20 protein-coding genes and 1 riboswitch are annotated in these 21,463 nt (G+C 48.7%); of the genes, 9 read left to right on the top strand and 11 right to left on the bottom strand.

The genetic code is table 11. The features are described from left to right. Nucleotides 1-66 precede the first annotated feature (66 nt). The gene (locus tag RCH83_RS15745) at nucleotides 67-1,734 is read left to right on the top strand and encodes a thiamine pyrophosphate-binding protein (protein WP_306523733.1); all 1,668 of its coding nucleotides are present in this window, start codon (nucleotides 67-69) and stop codon (nucleotides 1,732-1,734) included. Here RCH83_RS15745 and modC read toward each other — a convergent pair. From modC to moaA, 9 genes are all read right to left on the bottom strand, one after another. Further along, complete coding sequence (gene modC / locus RCH83_RS15740; RefSeq protein ID WP_306523732.1) at nucleotides 1,731-2,882, bottom strand: molybdenum ABC transporter ATP-binding protein; 1,152 nt, start codon at nucleotides 2,880-2,882, stop codon at nucleotides 1,731-1,733. The genes RCH83_RS15745 and modC overlap by 4 nt on opposite strands. After that, nucleotides 2,882-3,556 (bottom strand): molybdate ABC transporter permease subunit, encoded by a 675-nt coding sequence (gene modB / locus RCH83_RS15735; RefSeq protein ID WP_306523774.1) that lies wholly within the window; start codon nucleotides 3,554-3,556, stop codon nucleotides 2,882-2,884. Before modB ends, modC begins: the two co-directional genes overlap by 1 nt. A gap of 2 nt (nucleotides 3,557-3,558) precedes the next feature. Further along, nucleotides 3,559-4,350, bottom strand: a complete 792-nt coding sequence (gene modA / locus RCH83_RS15730) for a molybdate ABC transporter substrate-binding protein (protein WP_306523731.1) — start codon at nucleotides 4,348-4,350, stop codon at nucleotides 3,559-3,561. Next, on the bottom strand, nucleotides 4,347-4,916 hold the full coding sequence (gene moaE, locus RCH83_RS15725; protein WP_373689791.1) for a molybdopterin synthase catalytic subunit MoaE: 570 nt from the start codon (nucleotides 4,914-4,916) through the stop codon (nucleotides 4,347-4,349). Before moaE ends, modA begins: the two co-directional genes overlap by 4 nt. A 1-nt stretch (nucleotide 4,917) precedes the next feature. Continuing rightward, complete coding sequence (locus RCH83_RS15720; protein WP_306523730.1) at nucleotides 4,918-5,166, bottom strand: MoaD/ThiS family protein; 249 nt, start codon at nucleotides 5,164-5,166, stop codon at nucleotides 4,918-4,920. Further along, nucleotides 5,159-5,749 carry a cyclic pyranopterin monophosphate synthase MoaC gene (gene moaC, locus RCH83_RS15715; protein ID WP_306523729.1) on the bottom strand — a complete coding sequence of 197 codons (591 nt, stop codon included), beginning with the start codon at nucleotides 5,747-5,749 and terminating at the stop codon, nucleotides 5,159-5,161. Before moaC ends, RCH83_RS15720 begins: the two co-directional genes overlap by 8 nt. Nucleotides 5,750-5,754: 5 nt before the next feature. Then, nucleotides 5,755-6,342 (bottom strand): molybdenum cofactor synthesis domain-containing protein, encoded by a 588-nt coding sequence (locus RCH83_RS15710; RefSeq protein ID WP_306523728.1) that lies wholly within the window; start codon nucleotides 6,340-6,342, stop codon nucleotides 5,755-5,757. Continuing rightward, the gene (locus tag RCH83_RS15705; RefSeq protein ID WP_306523727.1) at nucleotides 6,326-6,976 is read right to left on the bottom strand and encodes a molybdenum cofactor guanylyltransferase; all 651 of its coding nucleotides are present in this window, start codon (nucleotides 6,974-6,976) and stop codon (nucleotides 6,326-6,328) included. The genes RCH83_RS15710 and RCH83_RS15705 overlap by 17 nt, the downstream gene beginning before the upstream one ends. Nucleotides 6,977-7,086: 110 nt before the next feature. After that, nucleotides 7,087-8,058: a GTP 3',8-cyclase MoaA gene (gene moaA, locus RCH83_RS15700; RefSeq protein ID WP_306523726.1), complete on the bottom strand. Its 972-nt coding sequence runs from the start codon at nucleotides 8,056-8,058 to the stop codon at nucleotides 7,087-7,089. After that, nucleotides 8,050-8,211: riboswitch (molybdenum cofactor riboswitch) on the bottom strand. Its footprint overlaps the gene before it by 9 nt. A gap of 401 nt (nucleotides 8,212-8,612) precedes the next feature. On the opposite strand from moaA, the gene RCH83_RS15695 reads away from it, so the two are divergent. The 3 genes from RCH83_RS15695 to gpt are packed head-to-tail and all read left to right on the top strand — an operon-like array spanning nucleotide 8,613 to nucleotide 11,030. Beyond that, the gene (locus tag RCH83_RS15695; protein ID WP_306523725.1) at nucleotides 8,613-9,830 is read left to right on the top strand and encodes a phosphopentomutase; all 1,218 of its coding nucleotides are present in this window, start codon (nucleotides 8,613-8,615) and stop codon (nucleotides 9,828-9,830) included. 17 nt (nucleotides 9,831-9,847) lie between these two features. Continuing rightward, nucleotides 9,848-10,549, top strand: a complete 702-nt coding sequence (gene deoD / locus RCH83_RS15690) for a purine-nucleoside phosphorylase (protein ID WP_306523724.1) — start codon at nucleotides 9,848-9,850, stop codon at nucleotides 10,547-10,549. A 10-nt stretch (nucleotides 10,550-10,559) separates the two neighbouring features. Next, nucleotides 10,560-11,030: a xanthine phosphoribosyltransferase gene (gene gpt, locus RCH83_RS15685; protein WP_306523723.1), complete on the top strand. Its 471-nt coding sequence runs from the start codon at nucleotides 10,560-10,562 to the stop codon at nucleotides 11,028-11,030. A 142-nt stretch (nucleotides 11,031-11,172) separates the two neighbouring features. On the opposite strand, the gene RCH83_RS15680 is transcribed toward gpt, so the two are convergent. Further along, nucleotides 11,173-12,288: an endonuclease/exonuclease/phosphatase family protein gene (locus RCH83_RS15680; protein WP_306523722.1), complete on the bottom strand. Its 1,116-nt coding sequence runs from the start codon at nucleotides 12,286-12,288 to the stop codon at nucleotides 11,173-11,175. A 415-nt stretch (nucleotides 12,289-12,703) separates the two neighbouring features. On the opposite strand from RCH83_RS15680, the gene RCH83_RS15675 reads away from it, so the two are divergent. The 4 genes from RCH83_RS15675 (at nucleotide 12,704) to RCH83_RS15660 (ending at nucleotide 19,201) form a co-directional block, all read left to right on the top strand. Next, entirely contained in the window at nucleotides 12,704-15,856 is a 3,153-nt protein-coding gene (locus tag RCH83_RS15675; protein WP_306523721.1) for a TonB-dependent receptor domain-containing protein, read from the top strand. 171 nt (nucleotides 15,857-16,027) lie between these two features. Continuing rightward, nucleotides 16,028-16,660 carry a uridine kinase gene (gene udk, locus RCH83_RS15670; RefSeq protein WP_306523720.1) on the top strand — a complete coding sequence of 211 codons (633 nt, stop codon included), beginning with the start codon at nucleotides 16,028-16,030 and terminating at the stop codon, nucleotides 16,658-16,660. A 357-nt stretch (nucleotides 16,661-17,017) separates the two neighbouring features. After that, nucleotides 17,018-18,229 carry a NupC/NupG family nucleoside CNT transporter gene (locus RCH83_RS15665; protein ID WP_306523719.1) on the top strand — a complete coding sequence of 404 codons (1,212 nt, stop codon included), beginning with the start codon at nucleotides 17,018-17,020 and terminating at the stop codon, nucleotides 18,227-18,229. Between the two features lie 18 nt (nucleotides 18,230-18,247). Continuing rightward, nucleotides 18,248-19,201, top strand: a complete 954-nt coding sequence (locus RCH83_RS15660) for an isopenicillin N synthase family oxygenase (protein ID WP_306523718.1) — start codon at nucleotides 18,248-18,250, stop codon at nucleotides 19,199-19,201. Nucleotides 19,202-19,298: 97 nt separating this feature from the next. Here the strand turns inward: RCH83_RS15660 and RCH83_RS15655 are convergent, their stop codons facing one another. Further along, nucleotides 19,299-20,048: a 3-oxoacyl-ACP reductase family protein gene (locus RCH83_RS15655; RefSeq protein WP_306523717.1), complete on the bottom strand. Its 750-nt coding sequence runs from the start codon at nucleotides 20,046-20,048 to the stop codon at nucleotides 19,299-19,301. A 194-nt stretch (nucleotides 20,049-20,242) separates the two neighbouring features. Between RCH83_RS15655 and RCH83_RS15650 the strand changes: the two genes are divergently transcribed. Next, on the top strand, nucleotides 20,243-21,178 hold the full coding sequence (locus tag RCH83_RS15650; protein ID WP_306523716.1) for a LysR family transcriptional regulator: 936 nt from the start codon (nucleotides 20,243-20,245) through the stop codon (nucleotides 21,176-21,178). Nucleotides 21,179-21,463: the final 285 nt, after the last annotated feature.

Genomic DNA, 21,463 nt, shown 5'->3' with positions numbered 1-21,463 from the left:
CAGGTCAACAAGCACAGCTTCACCCCGTCGCACACTAACGCAACTACAAAGACTGAGGTGTAAAAAATGCGTTTAGTGGATTTGTTGTTGCAGCAGTTGCAACAGGCGGGGGTACAACAGATATTTGGTATTCCCGGTGACTTTGTGTTGCCACTTTTTGCCGGATTAGAACAAGCCGGTAAAATTCCGCTTTATTATGTCAGCCATGAACCTTCAGCTGTGTTTGCCGCCGACGCTGCCGCCCGTATGGCCAATAAACCCAGCGCCGTGGTATTAACTTATGGCGCCGGCGCCCTGAATGCAGTGAATGCAGTGGCACAGGCTTATGTCGAGCAGGTGCCGCTGGTGATTATTGCCGGTTTTCCATCCGAAGCAGAAATTCAGCGTAACCTGCTGATCCACCATCAGGCGCGGCATCTGGATTCACAACGTGATATTTACCGTGAAATCACCTGTGCTCAGGTGCGGCTGGATGATGAGCGTACTGCTGCCGCCGAATTGTGCCGGGCTATTGCCAGCTGTCAACGTGAATCCCGGCCGGTATTTATTGAAATTCCGCGTGATGCCGCAAATTGGCAATTATCCACAGCGGCGGTATCGCAGGCGCTGGCGGCTTTGCATTGCCAGCAACAAGGGCAGGATCCTTTGCATCAGCAGGAGCTGCAGCTGGCGAGCGACGCCATAGTCAAAAGGCTACATCAGGCGAAAAAACCCGTGTTGTTATGTGGTATTGGCGTGCGGCGTTTTGGCGCTGTGGCATTGGTGGAACAACTGGCCACTGTGCTGAATGTGCCTATGCTGACCACTTTGCTTGGACGGGCTTGTGTTGATCAGCAGCATCCGCAATATGCCGGTGTTTTTGTCGATAAGCAGGACCAGGCAGCACTGACACTACTGCAGGACGCAGATTTAATAATTCAGCTGGGGGTGATTCAGAATGACAGCAACTTTGCTGCCCATCAGGCGTTGTTTCCGGCCGAAAAACTGCTGCTGATACAGCAGGGTGAACTAAAAATGGCCGGCGTGATTTTTCATGATCTGGCCATCAAAGAACTGCTGGAACAGCTGCTGCTGGCACCGCTGCCTTGTTTTGCCAACCGTGATGTGAAACCGGCGCCAACACCACAGCTTCAGGCCACTGAGGATCGCAAACTAAATTCGGCCAGTGTATTAACACTGATTGATCAGCTACTTAGCCAGCAAAATACGCTGGTGCCAGTGGTCAGTGATATTGGTGATTGCCTTTTTGCATCCTTGCAGGTGAAACCTACTTATCTGCTGGCGCCGGCTTTTTATGCGTCTATGGGTTATGCAGTGCCGGCCGCGCTTGGGGTGCAGGCAGCCAGTGGTTTAAGGCCGCTGGTGCTGGTTGGGGATGGTGCTTTTCAGATGACAGGGCTGGAGTTGGGGCATTGTGCCCGTTATGGTTTTGCCCCTATTGTGTTGTTGCTCAATAACAGTGGCTGGCAAATGATCAAAGCGTTTTCGCCAGAGCTGACCTCGACCTCGCTGCAAGGCTGGAATTATTCCGCTATTGCCCGTGGCATGGGGGGCGGTGCTTATCAGGTCTGGAGTTTGTCACAGCTGGAAACTGCTTTTGCTTATGCGATGCAAGATGACAAGCGTTTTTCACTGATTGAAGTAATGTTGCCGCAAGGCAGCAGCAGTGAACGTTTGCAACAATTTGCTGCCGGTTTTTTATCGGCGCAGCACAAGGCGCTGGCTGGTTGTTAACTTAAAGCTGCTGCTTTGATATTGGCGTATAAGGCGCTGCCTTGTTGCAGCGCCAGTTGTGAAAAGGCCAGGCTACTGATTTGTGCTGTCAGTTGCTGGCCATCGTTCAGCGTCAGAAACAACAATAATTCTGTCGGCTGGCTAGCCGCTCGCCAATGGCTGACGCGTGCGCTTAGTTGCAGCTGAATCGAACTTTGTTGCAGTGGCTGCAGGCTGACGCTGACATCACGGGCTCTTATTTTTAACCGGCATAAGTCCTGGCGCCCTTGGTGGCCAGCCTGGACCGGTAATAACACCAGAGTGTCACCAAGCAAAATCTGACAATAACCAGCAGCTGTGCTGCCGTGTTGTTGCAAACGACCATATAACAGGCTTAAAGCTTCATGTTGCAAATCAACTTCTTGATGTAACAGGTTGGCCAGCGGGCCCTGTGCTGTTATGTTGCCGTCAGTTAACAACAACAGCTGATCAGCCAGCTGCACCACATCTTCCAGCTGATGGCTGACAAAAAGCACCGGTATTTTAATATCCAGCAGCAGTTGTTGCAGATAAGGCAAAATTTCCTGCCGGCCTTGTTTGTCTAAAGCGCTAAAAGGTTCATCCAATAACAACAGTTGCGGTTGTGCTAATAAAGCGCGGCCAAGCGCGACCCGTTGTTTCTGCCCGCCCGACAGCTGCTGTACTTTGCGATCCAGCAACAAGGTTAAATCAAGGCGCTGATAAAGCTCAGCAGGCTGCAGCCGGCGTAAGGCGGCCGGCACCCGCTCGTAGCCAAACAGCAGATTTTGTTGAACCGTTAAGTGAGGCAACAAAGTGTCATGCTGACTGACCAGGCCAATACGGCGTTGCTGCACCGGATATTGTTGTTTGCCATCAAGCCATTGTTGTCCGGCAAAACTGATTTGTCCCTGTACAGCAGGTTCCAGTCCGGCAATGGCGCGCAGCAGGCTGGTTTTACCACAACCGGAGCGGCCAAAGATGGCGGTGACGCCTTCGAAAGGAATGTCAGTACAAATGGCCAGCTGAAAACCTGCTCTGCTGAGCTGAATATCAATTTTTAAGCCTGGCTGTTGTGATGGCCGTTGTTGTTGGGTCTGGGCTTCAGCGCCGGGCGCAGCCGCTGGTATTGCCGTTGCTGTTGCTGTCATTAACGGCGCTCCTGTTGCCAGCGGTTCAGACCAAATAACAACACCATAGACATCAGCACTATCAACAAAGATAACTGATGGGCGGCGCCGTAATTCATGGCTTCGGTATGGTCATAAATCAACACCGACAACACTTTGGTTTCGCCGGCAATACTGCCACCTATCATCATAATCATGCCAAATTCGCCCAGGGTATGGGCAAAGGTTAAGCTGGCTGCGGCAATAAAACCTGGTCTGGTCAGCGGCAATAAGACATGTACAAAACGGTCAAAGCGGCCGGCGCCCAATAAAGCTGCGGTTTCCAGCGGTTGTTTGCCGACAGTTCGAAAACATTGTTTGAGCGGTTGCACAGCAAAAGGTAACGAATAAATTACCGAGCCCAGCACCAGACCTTCAAAACTAAATAACAGCGGCGGCAAACCGAGACTGGAAAGCCACAGGCCTATGCCTTGTTGTGGACTGAATAACAACAACAAATAAAAACCCAACACTGTAGGCGGTAACACCAGCGGCAAAGTTACTACGGCTTCCACTAAACTGTGTCTTTTTTGTTTGCCAAAGGCCAGCCACCAGGCGAGTGGTGTGGCAATCAACAGCAGCAGTAAAGTGGTAACAGCACAGAGTTTGAGTGTCAGCCACAAGGCTTGCCAGTCGGCCGGACTGAGTTGCAGCAGGTTCATGGTGCACTAAAACCATATTGTTGCAGCAGTGCCTGAGCCTGCGCCGATTGCAGATAATGGTAAAACTGTGCAGCCTGTGGTGTTTGGGCATGTTTTAGCCTGAGCAGCGCTGCTTGCAGTGGCTGGTGCAGGCTGCTGTCAATCACCGGGAACTTTGGTTTATTGCCCGGTTTTTTTAGCAATGACAAGGCCACCAGTGCTGCATCGGCAGCACCACTTTGTACCAGCGCAAAGGTTTTGGCGACATTTTCGCCATACACTATTTTGGGGGCTAACTGCTGCCATAAGCCGCTATTTTTCATGCTTTGTCTGGCTCTGTCGCCATAAGGGGCATGTTGTGGTTCGGCGATGGCAATAAAACGAAACCGGGCAGACTGTAGATCGCTTAACAAAGTTGCAGCAGCAAGACCAGCTCTGGTCACCAGCACCAGATGGCCTTTGCCAAGTACCACAGGCGCCTGCAGCGCAAAACCTTGTTGCCATAAGTTATTGGCATAACTTAAATCGGCGGCAAGATAAAGGTCAAAAGGTGCCCCATGCATAATTTGTTGTTGCAGTTTGCCGGACGAGCCAAACACCAGCTCCAGTTGGCTGTCGGGGTGGTGCTGCTGAAATTGCTGGCTGATGGCCGTTAAAGCGTCGCGTAAATCGGACGCAGCTGCAATGCGCACCAGGCTGCCTGGTGTTGCAGCTTTGACAGTGGTGTTCAGCAGCAGCCAGATGCAACAGGCAATAACCACACAGAGCCGCAACACTGCAGGTAAACGCAACAGCGACGGGGATGTCATGGTTGCCACCGCTGCTGTTGCACTGTATCTGAGGCTTTGGCTTCGACCCAGGCCGAACCCTGACTGTCGTGTTGTTTTTTCCAGATAGGCGCCCGGGTTTTTAAATAATCCATAATAAATTCGGCGCCGGCAAAAGCGCTGCTTCTGTGCGCCGAGGCCACACCAACAAACACTATTTGTTCCCTTTCAGTTAATAAACCAACGCGGTGAATGATTGAAATAGCTTTTAATTCAAATCTTTGCGCTGCTTCTGTTGCAATTTGCTGCAGCGCTTTTTCTGTCATGCCCGGGTAATGTTCCAGCTCCAGCGCTTGTAACTGCAGCTCCGGGTGATCCCGTACCAGCCCGGTAAAGGTTACCACGGCGCCACAATAAGGTGTGGCAGCAAGTTGTTGATACAGCACTTGTTGTGAAAAATCCTGCATCTGCACTTTGATATAAATAGCGCTGTTGTGGTGATTGGCAACCTTGTCTGCCGCAGCAGCAAGGTGCTCTGGGTTTGAATCTGCCGTTGTTGCTGGTTCAATGGTGGTACTGCCCTGTTGTGGCAAAAAGACTGCGGTCATCTTAACCTCCGGTGACAGGCGGGAAAAACGCCACTTCATCACCGCTTTGCACCTGAGTCTGCACATCACACAGCTGCTGATTCAGTGCATAAAGCAGATTGGCGTCCAGCAAAGCATCGGCAAATAACGGTGAGCGCTGACGCAGTTGAGCCATTACATCGGCCACTGTGCAGGGGCTGTTGAGCTCGAAACTCAGATTGGCACATTGTAGTCTTTCGCGCAGTGCACCAAAAAACAGGATTTTAATCATCAATGTGCTCCCTGGCGGCTGAGGCCGGTTGGTTATGGTGGGTCTGGCTCTGGTATTGCTGCGTGTTTTGCACAAGTTCGGCGCGCTGTTGTAAATAAACCGCTCTTTGCCAATGCCCTGATTTACCACCGGTTTTTTCTTCCAGCTGAATATTGCTGACCACCAGCGCCGGATCCAGCGCTTTACACATATCGTGAATAGTCAGAGCGGCAACGGCTGCTGCTGTTAAAGCTTCCATTTCCACGCCGGTATTGCCGTTGACGGCGCAGGTGGCGCTGATCCGAAGCGTGCCCAGTTTGATGTCGGGGCTAAATTCAATGGCTACTTTGCTAAGTGCCAGCGGATGACATAACGGGATCAGATCACTGGTTTTTTTTGCTGCCATAATGCCGGCAATGCGGGCGCAGGCCAGAGCATCACCTTTTTTTAAGCTGGCAGATAACAATAAATCAATCACTTCTGGTGTGGTTTGCACCAGTGCCGAAGCCACAGCCTGACGCTGACTGTGGTTTTTAGCGCCAACATCAACCATCCGGGCGCTGCCGTCCTGGTTCAGATGAGTCAGCCCTGCATAATCTTTCATCTGTATCACTCCTGTTGTGAGTTGTGTTGGCAACAGAATTGTTGCTCTGGCAGTTGCTTGCCTGCGGCTGGTTGATGCTGTGCTGGCCCCAGTTGTGGCACAAAATTACAAGGCCCTTGCCGGGCGTCGAGCTGGGGCAACACCAGCTGTTGCATCGCCAGTTGGCAGGCCGCAGGTGAACCCGGCATCGCCACCAGCAGTTTATGGTTGGCAAGGCCGGCCACTGCGTTGGATTGCAGGGCGGCGCTGCCAATGTCGGCAAAAGACAGCTGGCGGAACAGTTCACCAAAACCTTCAATTTTTTGGTCAAATAACACGCTGATGGCGGCGACAGTACAGTTGTCTGGCGCAAAGCCGGTACCGCCGCTTAGCAGTATCACCTGATGGTTGTTATCACAAATAAGTTGCGACACCGCAGCGCGGATTTGATACAGCGCTGATGGCACTATGGCACGGTGCTGCGGCAGATGACCGGCATCCGATAACAGCTGACACAACAAATCGCCGCTGCTGTCACTTTCTGCGGTATGGCGGTTGGAAATAGTCAGCACTGCAACAGTCAGCGGCTGGAAAACTTTAGGTATTTTGGCCATAACGGCTTGCCTCCGGGTTCAGGTGCTGATGTTGTTGCAAGGCAAGTTGCCACTCACCAGGTGTATTGGTATTCAACAACGCAGCAGGGGTAGGGCAAGGCAGTTGTTGTACCCCAAATTGCTGAAGCAATGCAGTGACTGACAAGCCCGATGTGGTGTTGTTGTTTTTTGCCGCGCTTGTGTTGTGTTGCAGCGTTTTGGCCAGCCAGTGTTTCACCTGCTGATTCGTTGGGATCACTGCAGGTAAAGGTGAACCGGCAAAACAAGCACAAGGATATTGCAGCAGCAAAGTTAACAGCGCTGCGTTTAGCAGCGGCGTGTCGACAGGTAAAATCAGGCACTGGCTGGCATGTACCTGCAGCAAAGCAGCCTGAATACCAGCCAGCGGGCCGGCATCCGGATAAAGGTCGTTAATAAAACCGGGCTGGTTGCGGCTAATCAGAATTTGATCGCAGCCTGCAGCTTTGGCCAGTGCAACGGTTCGGCAGAGCTGGCTGTCACCGTCCAGTTTCAGCAGCGCTTTATCCTGGCCCATCCGGCTGGAGCGGCCGCCGGCCAGAATAATGGCGCTTTGCAGCTGTGTTGTTGGTTTTTGCTGTTGTGCTGTTGCACTGAGCTGGTGTTGATTTGTCATAAACTACCTGCCATAAACCGGTGTTTTTGCTGAGTTCAGCCTGTGCTGAAACACTGTCAAACCCCGGCCTGATTGTTGCTTTTGCGCTTTGTGTATGAACCCGCAAGGGGTTAACCGCCAATCATCGCCAGATGACGGGTGGCTCCGGTTTTTTGTTCAGCAAGTGAATGACTGCTGCTTTTAAAGAGCAGGCTGTGCTGTAAAAACTGCCGGATTTGTTCGGGTTCATCCTGCGCCAGCAAATGGCGTAAACTGCGGTGTTGTTCGGTAAAAAGACAAAGAAATAACTCGCCAAGACTCGATACCCTGAGTCTGTTGCAGTCGGCACAAAAGTCTTTGCTGTACGGCATGATAAGTCCAATGCCGCCTTGATGTGCTGGATGGAAAAACTCCTGTGCAGGCCCGGCGTGGGCGTCTTTCACCCCCAATAACCAGCCGGCAGCGAGCAGTTGCTGTTTGATGTTGTCACCTGATAAGTGCTGACGGGCAAAAAAAGCATTGTTGTCGCCGGTTTGCATCAGTTCAATAAAACGTAAAGTGACAGCACGGTTTTTGACAAAAGCCATAAAGTCGGGCAATGCACCGGCGTTATGCTGGCGCAGCAGCACTGTATTGAGTTTAAGTTTTTTAATGCCGAGGCTACTTGCCAATTCAATGCCTTCGAGAATATCCGGCAGTTTGTCCTGACCTGTCACCAGCGCAAAAGTGGCGGGGTCCAGACTGTCGACACTGACATTCAGTGCATCCAGTCCGGCGTCCAGCCAACTTTGAATATCCCGTTTCAGCCGGTAACCATTGGTGGTCATCGCCACCTGTTCAATGCCAGGCACTGCTTTGCAGGTGGCAATAATTTCAGTTAAATCGCGACGCAAACTGGGTTCACCGCCGGTCAGGCGAATTTTGCGGGTGCCACAAAGGGCAAAGGCGGTGACCAGCCGTTTAATTTCCGGTAGCGTCAGTTCTTCACTGCGGCTTTGGCATTCGTTGCCATCTGGCAGGCAGTAGCTGCAACGAAAGTTGCAACTTTCCGTCAGCGACAGCCTTAAGTAGCTGAAACGACGGTTAAATTGATCTTGAAGCATCACAACACACCTTTCCAGAGTGGGGAGGTCTGACCGTTTCCCGTCAGGCCCGGTGGCCCAATTGCCACGGCTGCTGCAGGCGGATTACAAAGGGTAATCACTTATCCTGAACATCAGGACTTAGCTTACACAGCTCGGCGTTGTGCTTATGTTAGAGCGCAAGACCACCGATTGTTATGACCTTGAAGGGGGTCATTGGCTACTCCCTTGGGGGTACAGAAGGGCAAGACTGTGACAAAACCACGGGTTGTTGTTTGCTGATTTTGTGGTAAAAACAACGGTCTGAGCGCCGGCATTTCTGCAGGGATTGCTAAAATTTTTGTTTCGTTCTAAGCTGCGTGCCCTTTTTATTTTTGTGCTCTGACTGGCCGGATCTGCGGATGGTTTTTCTCCATCCGACTATTTTCTATCTGAAGCTCAGGCCAGATGCATAAGCGAAGGACTCTGGGCTATCTTTAAGGATGGCTGCTGCAGTATGGACTGATGTTCTTACCCTTATATTCTGGCGTTGCTGTTGCAACTGCTGTGGTACAGAGTCAACCGAGGTAATAACGATGACAAAAGCAATTATTCTGGTGCTGGATAGTTTTGGTATTGGCAGTGCACCGGACGCCGAAAAATTTGGGGATGCCGGCGCCAATACCTTTAGCAGCATAGCCCGCGCCTTTGCCAATGCCAAAGGCCGGCAACTGGCGTTGCCTAACCTGGCCAGATTAGGCTTAGTTAAAGCCGCTTTTGCCGCTTCTTCTGAAATTGCCGCTGTGGCCGATCTGGAGCCGGTACAAGGCGCTTATGGTTTTGCAGCAGAACTCTCCAGTGGTAAAGACACCCCAAGTGGGCACTGGGAAATTGCCGGTGTGCCTGTGTTGTTTGACTGGGGTTATTTTCACAACAAACAACAGAGTTTCCCACAAGAGTTAATCGACGAGTTATGCCTGCGTACAGGCGTTGCCGGTATTTTGGGTAATTGCCACGCTTCAGGCACAGATATTCTGGTAAAACTTGGTGATGAACATGTACAAAGCGGCATGCCAATTTGTTACACCTCGGCCGACAGTGTGTTTCAGGTAGCGGCGCATGAAGAACATTTTGGCTTAGACAAACTCTACCACTTTTGTGAAGTCGCCAGAGAGTTGCTGGACCCTTACAATATAGGACGGGTGATAGCACGTCCCTTTTTAGGCGACAACGCACAAAATTACGCCCGTACCGGCAACCGTAAAGATTATTCGGTGTTACCTCCGGCGCCAACGCTGCTGGATAAGCTGACACAAGCCGGTGGCACTGTGATTAGCATTGGTAAAATTGCCGATATTTATGCCCATCAGGGCATCAGCAAAGCAGTCAAAGCCAATGGTTTGGCGGCGCTGGTGGATACCACTTTGCAAGAATACGCCAAAGCGCCGGATCGCAGCCTGATATTTACCAATCTGGTGGATTTTGATCAGAACTATGGCCATCGCCGCGACCCAATTGGTTATGGTGAAGCGCTGGAATATTTTGACAGCCGCCTGCCGGAAATAACGGCTGCGCTTGATGAAAATTCAGTGTTGTTAATGACTGCCGATCATGGTTGTGATCCAACCTGGGTTGGCACCGAACATACCCGCGAATATGTGCCTGTGTTATTTAGCGGCCCGCAGGTAGCGCCGGTAAATCTGGCAGAAAGGCAAAGTTTTGCTGATATGGGCCAGACGCTGGCCGAATTTTTTGGTCTGGAAAAACTGGCTTATGGTGAGTCCTTTTTAGCCCAGACCCGCATTAAAATCTAACAAATAAGAGATAACTGATGACCACTCCACATATCCACGCTGATGTAGACGCTTTTGCAGCCACAGTTTTAATGCCGGGCGATCCGCTGCGTGCCAAACATATCGCCGACACATTTTTAACCGACGTAAAATGTGTGAACACAGTACGTAACATGTACGGTTTTACCGGCAAATATAACGGCAAAGACGTCAGCGTGATGGGCTCTGGCATGGGCGTGCCTTCGATGTCTATTTATGCCACTGAACTGGTGAAGTTTTATGGTGTTAAAAACATTATCCGTATTGGCTCTTGTGGTGGTTTACCACTGTCGGTCAAAGTGCGTGAAGTTGTGATTGCGATGGGCGCCAGCACAGACTCAGCAGTGAACCGCAACCGTCTGCAAGGTATGGATTTTGCCGCTTTAGCCAGTTTTGATTTGCTGGAACGTGCTGTCACTGCAGCGCGCGCCAAAAACATCGGTGTCAAAGTAGGTAACGTTTTTACCTCTGATTTATTTTATAACCCGGATGCCACGCTGTTTGATACGCTGGAAAAATACGGCATTTTAGGGGTGGAAATGGAAGCGGCCGGTTTATACGGTGTTGCTGCTGAATATGGCATCAATGCTCTGGCCATTATGACAGTGTCTGATCATATCCGTACCGGCGAGTCATTAAGCCCGGATGAGCGTCAGACCAGCTTTAACGAGATGGTTGAAATCGCTTTGGCGCTGGCATAAGGAACTTTGTATGTCACTTTGCAGCAATAAAATGTTTTATGTGTCATGGGAAGCTTTTCACCGTGCCACCAAAGAGCTGGCCAAGTTATGTCTGGATGGTGGTTTTGACAGCATAGTGGCGGTGAGTCGTGGTGGCCTGGTGCCAGCTGCTATTCTGGCGCGTGAGCTGAATATCCGGGTAGTAGACAGCATTTGTGTGTCGAGCTACGACCATGACCAGCAGCGTGAACTGAAAATTTTAAAAGACGCTGCGTTAAAAGACAGCCCTAAGCTGCTGATTGTCGACGATTTAGTCGACACAGGCGAAACGGCCAAAGCACTGCGTGAACATTTCCCGCAAGCCTGTTTTGTCACTGTGTATGCCAAACCACAAGGCAAACCTTTGGTAGACAAATACGTCACTGACATAGAGCAGGACACCTGGATCCAGTTGCCATGGGATATGGAGCTGGCTTATAGCCAGCCGCTGGCAGAGCAATAAGCCGGCAGGGTGAAAGCTAAAATAATAAAAAAGCGCCTTTTTTGGCGCTTTTTTATTGCTGATAAACTTTGTTTATTCAGGCTGAAACTTCGCTGATGTAAAAAGCAGCCTCTGCTTCAGAGACCCAACAAGCCCGGCATTGTTAGTCCAGACTTAGTTTTAGCCAGACCAAACGATGATCAGAGCTGGCACCGCGGCTATTCACCACTTCATGTAAAGGCTCGCCAGGCGCTGGCCAGAACACGCCACTTTGTTTCAGTTTGACGCTGATACCGGCTTTGGAAGGCAACACATAATCGGCTCTCATCCGCCAGCCTGCTGTGTGTGAGGCGGCATGGGGATTTGTTGGACTGTGAAGCTCGCCACCTTTGCTGGTGGGAGTGGGCGCGCCGTTCACCAGCGGGTGCTGGATAAGCGCTTGAATGGCATCACGAAAGGCATCACCTTCTGCTGGAGATGAGTTTAAATCACCCAGAATCACAAAAGGTGCTTTGGTTTGATAACCACCTTTATGGCCCTTATCGTCATAGATGTAGTCCTCACCCGACAGATAATCAACCCAAAAACGCACTTCGTCATGGTTGCGGTGGCCATTGCGGTTTTCTGCGCCGTCAAATACCGGCGGAGTAGGATGACTGGCCAGAATATGCAAAGTTTTACCGTTAACGTTCAGCGGTATATCCCAATGGGATTTACTGGAAAGTGGCATCTGTTGCCAGGCATCTTTACTAAACCAGGGGCTGCCATCGGCTTTTACCGTGGTTTTGTGGCCTGGCATATCTTTCCATTTAAAATGCTGAAAAGTACGCACTTGTTGCGCGTTTATTGGAAAACGCGACAGCAGCACCATGCCATATTGGCCGGGATATTTGCCAAAACCCCAGGCGTCTTCACCAGGCGTATTTATTTTGCCATCGTTATTTAAATCAAAACCGCTGGGCTGGCCGGTATTGACGGTGTTGTAATAAAAATAAGGATAATTCAGCGGTTTGCCGCCTTGTTGTGGTTTGGCAAGGTAATTGTCAATAAACAGCTGCACACCGGCTTTGGGATCTTGAATGTAGTCAAATTCGTTTAGCAAAATAACATCTGGCCGCACCTGCTGAATAATAGCGGCGATATTTTTGATTTGTGGATTGTCGCCTTGTTGCAGGCGTGTTGACAACACTTGTGGTCCCAAAGGCTGGCCTTTTTCCACATAGTTTTCCGCTTCCATACTGACGTTAAAAGTAGCGATAGTAAGTTCAGTGGCCGTCACCGGAGCACCTCCAGCAAAAAAGCAAAATAAAGTCAGCAAAACAGCCGTCTTTTTCATTGATAAGGTCCATTCAGTAAATTGGCAGACAACATAACCAGAAATGTGGTTTTAACCCAGAAATATTGCAATTAGATGGCTAGAATGCTGAATTTTGCAGCAAATTTCTGCGAAATATTAAGCAAAGTTATTAGCGACTCTGCATATTTCTGGTCTGATATGTTACACTGATTTGACAACAGGCGCGTTTTGACCGCTAGAAATTAGATTAGTTCCCTTAATCTGCATAAATTTAAAGGTCAAACAGGGCTGTAAGAAAAACGTAATGATACTGCGTTAAGCTTGTCTCCCAAAATTAAACAACGATTTGCTTTAATCAGGGTTCGATAAAACCTACAACTACCGGGTGAAAACAGATATGAAAATGAGACATATTGCTATGGCAGTTGCCGTGGCCTTAAGTTCAAGCTACGCCATGGCTGATACTTCTTCAGCAATCCGCGGTCGTATTTCTAATCCTGAAGGCGCAGCTGCCGCAGGTACCAAAGTTATTATTCTGCACGTACCATCAGGCACCAGCCGCACTGTAATCACCAACGAAGGCGGTAGTTTTGTTGCCTCTGGTTTACGTGTTGGTGGTCCATACAAAATTATCGTTGATTCAGACACTTATGCTGATGAAACTGTGAGTGACGTGTTCCTGCAACTGGGCGACACTTATCAGCTGAACAAACAATTACAAGCCAACGACGTTGAACGTATTGCGGTAACAGGTGCTGTAATTGCTGCTTCTAACAACGGCAGCAGCAGCTACTTTGGTGAAGATGACATCAGAAACGCACCAAGCCTGAACAACGATCTGAAAGATATCGTTAAAAACAACCCGTTAGCCGTATTATCACCTAAAGACGGTGAGTTAAGTGTTGCTGGTACTAACCCACGTTATAACAGCATCAGCGTTGACGGCATTTCACAAAACGACGACTTTGGTCTGAATGCTAACGGTTACCCAACTACACGCTCACCAATTTCTTTTGATGCCATTGATCAGATCACTATTGATGTATCACCTTTTAACGCCAAAGACGGTGGTTTCCAGGGTGGTAAAATCAACGCTGTGACCAAGTCTGGCGCAAACGACACTTTTGGTTCATTTAAATATGAAATTAAAAACGACAGCTTAGCCGGTACGCCTGAAAACCGTTTTGCTGCCACTGCTCAAAACCCGAATGGTGAAGTGCCACTGAAATATGACAACAAAAACTGGGCTGCTACCTTAGGTGGTGCAGTAGTACAGGACAAGTTGTTCTATTTCGTTTCTGCTGAAAGTTATGATGCAACACCACCACTGGAATGGGGTCCTGCCGGCTCTGGTTTATCAAACGCCAGCGCTGTATCACAGGAACAAATTGATCAGGTTGTGAACATCGCCCGCACTGTATATGGCGTTGACGCAGGTGACTGGAATGTAGTTCCGGAAGAAACTGACGAAAAACTGTTGTTTAAACTGGACTGGAACATCAGCGACTTACACCGTGCTGCTTATACCTACCAGTACAACAAAGGCAACCAGACTCAGGGCAACCAGTCAAGCTCAACCACAATGCGTTTGTCTTCTAACTGGTACAACAAAGAAGAAACCCTGAATAACCACGCCTTTAAATTGTACTCTGACTGGAACTCTGATTTTTCAACCCAGTTAAGCGCAACTTATATGGACGTTGCCACTGTACAAAAATCTTTGTCAGAGTTTGGTGATGTATCAATCACAGTGCCGCGTTTTGCTGGCAACCCAGGCCAGACAGCCACTATTGCCATTGGTAGCGACTTGTCACGTCATTCAAATGACCTGCAGAAGAAAACCTGGATCCTGGCTGCTGATGGTGATTACCTGATGGACGATCACCGTTTAAGCTTCGGTTACCAGTTTAAACGTTTAGATATTTTTAACCTGTTCTTACAACGCACTAAAGGTCAATACACCTTCAGCAGCCTGGCGAACTTCCAGAACCAGATTGCCAACATCCGTTATCAGAACGCCATCAGCCACAATCCAAATGATGCAGCGGCAGACTTCATCCGTGACGAGCATGCGCTGTATATCAATGACGAGTGGGCTGCAACTGACGAGCTGACTTTGGATATGGGTTTACGTTATGAGCGCTTAGGTTCAAACGACGAGCCTGCCTTTAACGCTTTCTCTCTGGCCCGTACCGGCTATGACAACAGCGAAAACTTAGATGGCATCGATATTTTCCTGCCGCGTCTGGGTTTCACTTACACAGCAACTGAAGATCTGACTTTACGTGGTGGTGTAGGCCGCTTCTCTGGTGGTCAGCCAACAGTGTGGATTTCAAACAGCTACTCAAACGTGGGTATAGGTACCGGCGACCGTACCTTAAGCAACCTGACTGGCGTGAAGCTTGATCAAATTCCTCAGGCGTTAAAAGATGCTGTTGCTGGTGTTACTACGGGTGGTAACACTAACCTGGTTGATCCTAACTTCAACCTGCCGTCTGACTGGCGTTATCAGTTGGCTGCTGACTATGTGTTCAGCCTGCCAGTGATTGGTGATGACATCAACTGGACTACAGAGTTGTTGTATGTGCAGAAACAAGACAGCGTTGTATGGCAAGATGTCAGCATTCTGCCTTCTGAGCAAATTGCTACCACGCCTGATGGTCAGCGTAAGATTTACCGCGACACCGATGGTGTTGTTGACATCATGTTGACCAATGCTGAAGACGATGGCCGTTCTAAAATTATCAGCACTATGCTGAGCAAGAACTGGGACAACGGTATCAGTGTTGTAACTTCATACACCAACCAGGACATTACTGAAGGTGCACCGGCAACCAGTTCTACTGCAGGCAGTAACTATGGTAATAACCCGGTAATCAACCGTAACGAAATGTTGTTAGGTCGTTCTACTTTCGAAACTGAACACCGTTTTGTGGTGAACTTTGGTTATGAAACCGAACTGTTCTCTGGTTATGCAACTAACGTCAGCATGTTCTACGAGCGTCGTTCAGGCAAGCCAATTAACTATCTGTTAGGTGTAACTGACTTCAACGGCCCACAAGCGACCAACCCGTACGTACAGTTAAGCCCTGGCACAACCAACAACTACTTCCTGCCGTTTATTCCGGTAAAAGGCGATTATTCAGTAGTTAAATTTGCTAACCCTGCTGCAGAAGCAACGTTCTGGGAACGTGTGACTCAGTTAGGTCTGGATCAGTACCAGGGTCAATACCTGCCAAAAGGTGTAGCAACAACTCCGTGGGTAACCACACTGGATCTGTCGTTACGTCAGGAAATCCCTGGTTTTGCTGAAGGTCATAAAGGCTCGGTATATTTTAATATCGAAAACTTGCTGAACCTGATCGACAGCAGCAAAGGTAAAGTGTACGGCGATGACTTCGGTGACGTCACTCTGGCTAACTTCACGTTGGACCAAAACACTTACCATTATGTTTACAACAACATTACGTCGAACCAGCGCAACTGGGACAAGTTCTACACAGAAAAGTCGACCTGGCGTATGAAAGTTGGCGTAAGCTACAACTTCTGATAACCATTCAGAGCACATAAAAACGCCGGTCAACTGACCGGCGTTTTCTTTTTTGCATAAGTTCAGTTGCAGATGCAGCACAAAGCTTTGCGCTAACAAGACATTAATTATTTCTAATTTTGCATAAATTCGCGATAATTACGCTTATTTCACACTTATAAGAACAGAACCGTGGCCAAACCTACCATTATTGCAATTGCCGGTGCTTCTGCGTCAGGCAAAAGTCTTTTCGCTTCAACCGTTTATCAGGAACTTGTTGCTGAATTTGGCGGTGAACGTATTTCAGTGTTGGCAGAGGACGCCTATTACCGTAATCAGGACCACTTATCGATGGATCAGCGGGTGCTGACCAATTACGACCATCCGGCCGCTTTTGAGCATGAATTGCTGGCGGCGCATTTACAACAATTGCGTGAAGGTCAGGCGGTAGAAATGCCGCAATATTGTTATAAAACCCATACCCGTAAAACCGAAACCATTAAGGTGCAACCAGCCAAAGTGATTCTGGTGGAAGGTATTTTGTTGTTAACAGATGCCCGTCTGCGTGAGCAATTTAATATCACTGTGTTTATGGATACACCACTGGACGTGTGTTTATTACGCCGTATTAAAAGAGATATGGAAGACAGGGGCCGTACTTTAAGTTCTATTACCGAACAATATGAAAACTACGTGCGTCCGGCCTTTTTTGAGTTTATTTCCCCATCCAAACAATATGCTGATTTGGTGGTGACGCGCGGTGGCAAAAACGAAATAGCCATTGATATTATCAAAACAAAAATACGCTCTTTACTGGCAGTCTAAAGCTGCAAAGCCGAAAAAAACCGCTGTTATAGCGGTTTTTTTGTTTCGGTATCCGGGGTTATTTGTGAATAAGCTGCAGCTAAGTTGATGATATAAAGCTTAATTCTCAGCAAAACTTGTCTATGAACACACTAATGCTCCGGCTCTTTTCAACTGTTTCTTTTCTGTTATAATCGACCGGCAAAACTTCAAGTTTAGACAACCCCAGACAAGCAATCTCAAGCTCCGGCAACTCAGCTGGCGGCCTCCCGCTTCGAAACTGTAACTACTTGATCTTTTGGTGCTATCCTAGGAATCCGGCATCACTAGAACAATAATTCTGCAGCTTTTGCGGATCTAGATCCAAGGAATATCAATATGATGAGTTTAGTTGGCATCTTTGCCATCTTATTAGTCGCCTATTTGGCGTCTGCACACAAAAGCCAGATTAAATGGCGCACCGTGGGTGGCGCTTTTGCCATTCAGCTGGCTATTGGCGCTTTTGTACTGTACATCCCTTTTGGCAAAGATGTGCTGATTAATGTGTCAGCTGCTGTGAGCAATGTGATTGCATACGCCAATGAAGGTATTAAATTTCTATTCGGTGATATGGGACGTTTTGTTTTTGCGATCAACGTCTTGACCGTCATCATTTTCTTCTCTTCGTTAATCGCCGTGTTGTACCACATCGGTGTGATGAAATTTGTCATTGGTATTATCGGTGGTGGTTTACAGAAATTACTCGGCACCAGCCGTCCTGAATCGATGAGTGCGGCAGGTAATATTTTTGTTGGCCAAACCGAAGCACCACTGATTGTTAAACCATTTATTCCAACCATGACCCGCTCCGAGTTATTTGCTGTGATGGTGGGTGGTCTGGCTTCGGTTGCAGGCTCGGTACTTGCTGGTTATGCCTTATTAGGGATAGAGATGAAATATCTGATTGCTGCCAGCTTTATGGCCGCCCCAGGTGGTTTGTTAATGGCAAAAATGTTGATCCCGGAAACTGATACGCCAAAAAACCACCTGACTGAAATTGAGACTGTCGAAAGAAGTACCAATGTGATTGATGCCGCCGCTTCTGGCGCAGCCAGTGGTTTAATGCTGGCTTTAAACGTTGGCGCTATGCTTTTGGCATTTGTTGGTTTGATTGCTTTAATTAATGGCATCGTCGGCTGGGCTGGCGCGGCAGTGGGGATGGAAGGTTTAACCTTACAACTGATTTTTGGTTATATCTTCCAGCCTTTGGCTTTTATCCTGGGCGTAACCTGGGAAGAAGCACGGTTAGCCGGTAGTTTTATCGGCCAAAAGCTGGTGATTAATGAATTCGTGGCCTACCTGGACTTTGTTAAGTATGTGCAGGAAGGCAAGCTCTCTGAGCACACGCAAATAATCGTAACCTTTGCGTTATGTGGCTTTGCAAACTTCTCGTCGATTGCCATCCTGTTGGGTGGTCTTGGCAGCATGGCGCCAAGTCGTCGGCCTGATATTGCACAGCTGGGTTTAAAAGCACTGTTTGCCGCGACATTGGCTAATTTAATGTCGGCAGCAATTGCAGGCTTTTTCTTTTATTTAAGCTCATCAACCTAAGAAAAACAGGTCTGTTCTATGACTCAACAACAAGTCCCAACCTTAGATATCAGACGGTTTGCCACCGACAAAGAAAACTTTGTTGCCGAAATTGGCAAAGCTTACACTGAGTTTGGATTCTGTGGCATTAGTGGCCACGGTATTCCGGACGAAGTGGTTGCTAACACCTATCAAGCGATTAAACAATTTTTCGCTTTACCGACTGAAGTCAAAGCGCAATACCATCAGCCTGGGCAGGGTGGTGCGCGTGGTTACACCGGATTTGGTGTTGAAAAAGCCAAAGACAGCAAACATCCGGACTTAAAAGAGTTCTGGCATGTTGGCCGTGAGTTAAACGGCCCGGCGCCACACCCTAGTTTGTATCCAAACGTATGGCCTGCTGAAGTACCAGGGTTTAAGCAGGCCACTTATGCGCTGTATTCAGCGTTAGAAGCCTTGGGTTGTCAGGTGCTGGAAGCTTTGGCTTTGTTCTTAAAACAAGATCAAAAATACTTTGCTGACAAAGTGAATTATGGCAACTCTATTTTGCGGCCAATTCACTATCCGCCAATTGCGGATACCTCAACCCAGTCTATCCGCGCTGGTCAGCATGAAGATATTAACCTCATCACTTTATTAGTGGGCTCGCATGAGTCTGGGCTGGAAATTCTGCGCCGTGACGGCAGCTGGTTACCAGTCACGACTATTGAAGGCACTATTGTGGTGAATATCGGTGATATGTTGCAGCGCCTGACCAACCATGTGTTGCCGTCAACCACACATCGTGTGGTTAATCCGGCAGGCGCGGCTGCTGGTCAGCCAAGGTATTCAATTCCGTTTTTTATGCATCCGAACCCGGATTATGTGATTGAAACGCTGGATTCTTGTATCAGCTCAGAAAACCCAAATCGTTACCCTGAGCCTATTAATTCCAACGACTACCTGATGCAGCGTCTGGAAGAAATTGGTTTAATTAAAAAAGCCAAATATTAAGCAGATAGCGCGGTTCACGCCGTGTCACTGTTTATCAGAAAAACGCCGGGCAAATGCCCGGCGTTCTTTTTTATCCGGATACCACTGATGGTGGTTGTTATATTGAAAAACCACCATCAATCATCAGGCTGGCCCCAGTGATATAACCTGCTTGCGGACCGGCAATAAAAGCAACAAAAGCGGCAATTTCGTCTGGAGTACCGTAGCGACCCAAAGCACCTATGGCTTTGACCGGTGCTGCTGCATCAATGTCGGCCGGGTTCATATCTGTATCTACTGGCCCAGGTTGAATATTATTCACCGTAATAGCCCTTGCGCCCAGGTCACGTGCCAAACCTTTGGTTAAACCCACAAGCGCGGCTTTACTCATGCTGTAAATACTGCCGCCGGCAAAAGGCACCCTTTCTGCGTTTGTACTGCCAATATGAATGATCCTTCCGCCATCTTGCATGTGCATTGCGGCTTCCTGACTGGCAATAAAAGCACTTCGCACATTAGTATTAATAGTGCGTTCCCAATGCTCCAGCGTAAGATTTTCAATAGGCTCCCAGATCAAAGCACCGGCATTATTTACCACTATATCCAGACGCCCTAATTGTTGCACTGTGTCGCGGACAGCACGGCGGATGGCTTCAGGATCTGTGCTGTCAGCTTTAATGGCAATAGCTTTACCACCGGCAGTCACAATGTCATGCACCAGCAATTCAGCCTGTGCATCAGAAGAAACATAAGTAAATGCTACTGCGGCGCCGTCACGAGCCAGACGTTTTACAATAGCAGCACCTATACCACGGCTACCGCCCTGTACAAAGGCCACTTTATTTTGCAGTTCTTTAGATGATGTCATTATTCATTTACCTCGGGTTGGGAAATTCCGCTGGCTGTTTTGCATATTGGCGTTGTTCAGCCTGAAAAGCACACAGATGTTATCCGGTTGTTGTGGCAGACATACTGCCTGAGTGAAACCAGCATAAATGATTTACATCACCTGATTAAGTCTTTATGGTTCACTATAGTAAGTCTCAATAGGAATTAATATTTATGGTTAATCAGCAATTTGTTGAGATCCGTCATTTTGTGCAGGTGGCAGAGCTGGGCAGTTTTACTTTAGCTGCCCAGGCATTAGGCATGACGGGCTCTGCCTTAAGCAAAAGTATTGCACGGTTGGAAAACAGTCTTGGTACCAAGCTATTACACAGAACCACCAGAAAGGTGAGTTTAACCAACAGTGGCGATTCATACCTGCAAGATTGCCAAAGAGCCCTGGCCATTCTGCAGCAAGCACAAAGTAGGCTTGGCAACGAGCAGCAAGTTCCCAGCGGAAGGGTGCGTATCGAATTACCTGTCGTTTTTGGCCGCAGATTTATATTGCCTGCTTTGCTTCATTTGGCGCAGCAACATCCACAACTGGACTTAGTCATCACTTTTAATGACAGACCGGTGGATTTAAGTGCAGATGGCATCGATCTCGCCATCAGGGTAGGGCAGCTGGATGACAGTCTCGATTTGGTGGCGCGCCGTTTAGGCGAACAAAAAAGAGTGATTTGTGCATCTCCTGGCTATTTTGAGCGCCACGGCATGCCAACACATAAAAAAGAGCTGACACAGCATCAGTGTATTGTCGGCTGGCCTTTGCGGCAGCAACGGCAGTGGCGGCTGAAAAACGACGATGGCATCACAGAGGCATTTGATATTCCGGTGCGCCACGAAATTGCCGATTGTGAAGCCATGTTGGCAGCAGCACTGGCCGGGCTTGGTTTGGTGCAGGTGCCATTCTGGTTAGTTGCTGAACATTTAACAACCGGGGCTCTGGTGTCTGTATTTGATGATCAGGTAGCAGAGCATACACCCATCCATCTGATTTGGTTAAAAACACCTTATCTTCAGCCAAAAATGCGTGTCATTATTGATGAACTGGTGCGTTTGGCGACAATAGAAGGCAGCTTATTTCAGCTGGATATAGCTAAAGGTACATGAAGCAAAGGGCGGTTTTCTGCAAATCCGGATTGTCCGGTGCTTTATCCGCGACAAGGACGCTTCCGGGTTTTTCCATAGTGATATCTGCCAGAATTTAGGAGGCACCTTTTTCTTTTTGCTGAACATTTAAACGATCAGCTTAAAAATGTAGGATTTTTTGCAATGGCAGGTTGACGTAAATGCAGCCGGCGCATAATATGCACGGCGTCGGCGGCATATGCCTCGGTGGTGGAATTGGTAGACACACTAGCTTCAGGTGTTAGCGCTTCGCGGCGTGGGGGTTCG

The organism is Rheinheimera sp., assembly GCF_030824435.1.
Classification (GTDB): Bacteria; Pseudomonadota; Gammaproteobacteria; order Enterobacterales; family Alteromonadaceae; genus Pararheinheimera.
Note: the sequence above shows the minus strand (reverse complement) of the source record. Positions and strands in the feature narration are given on the sequence as shown.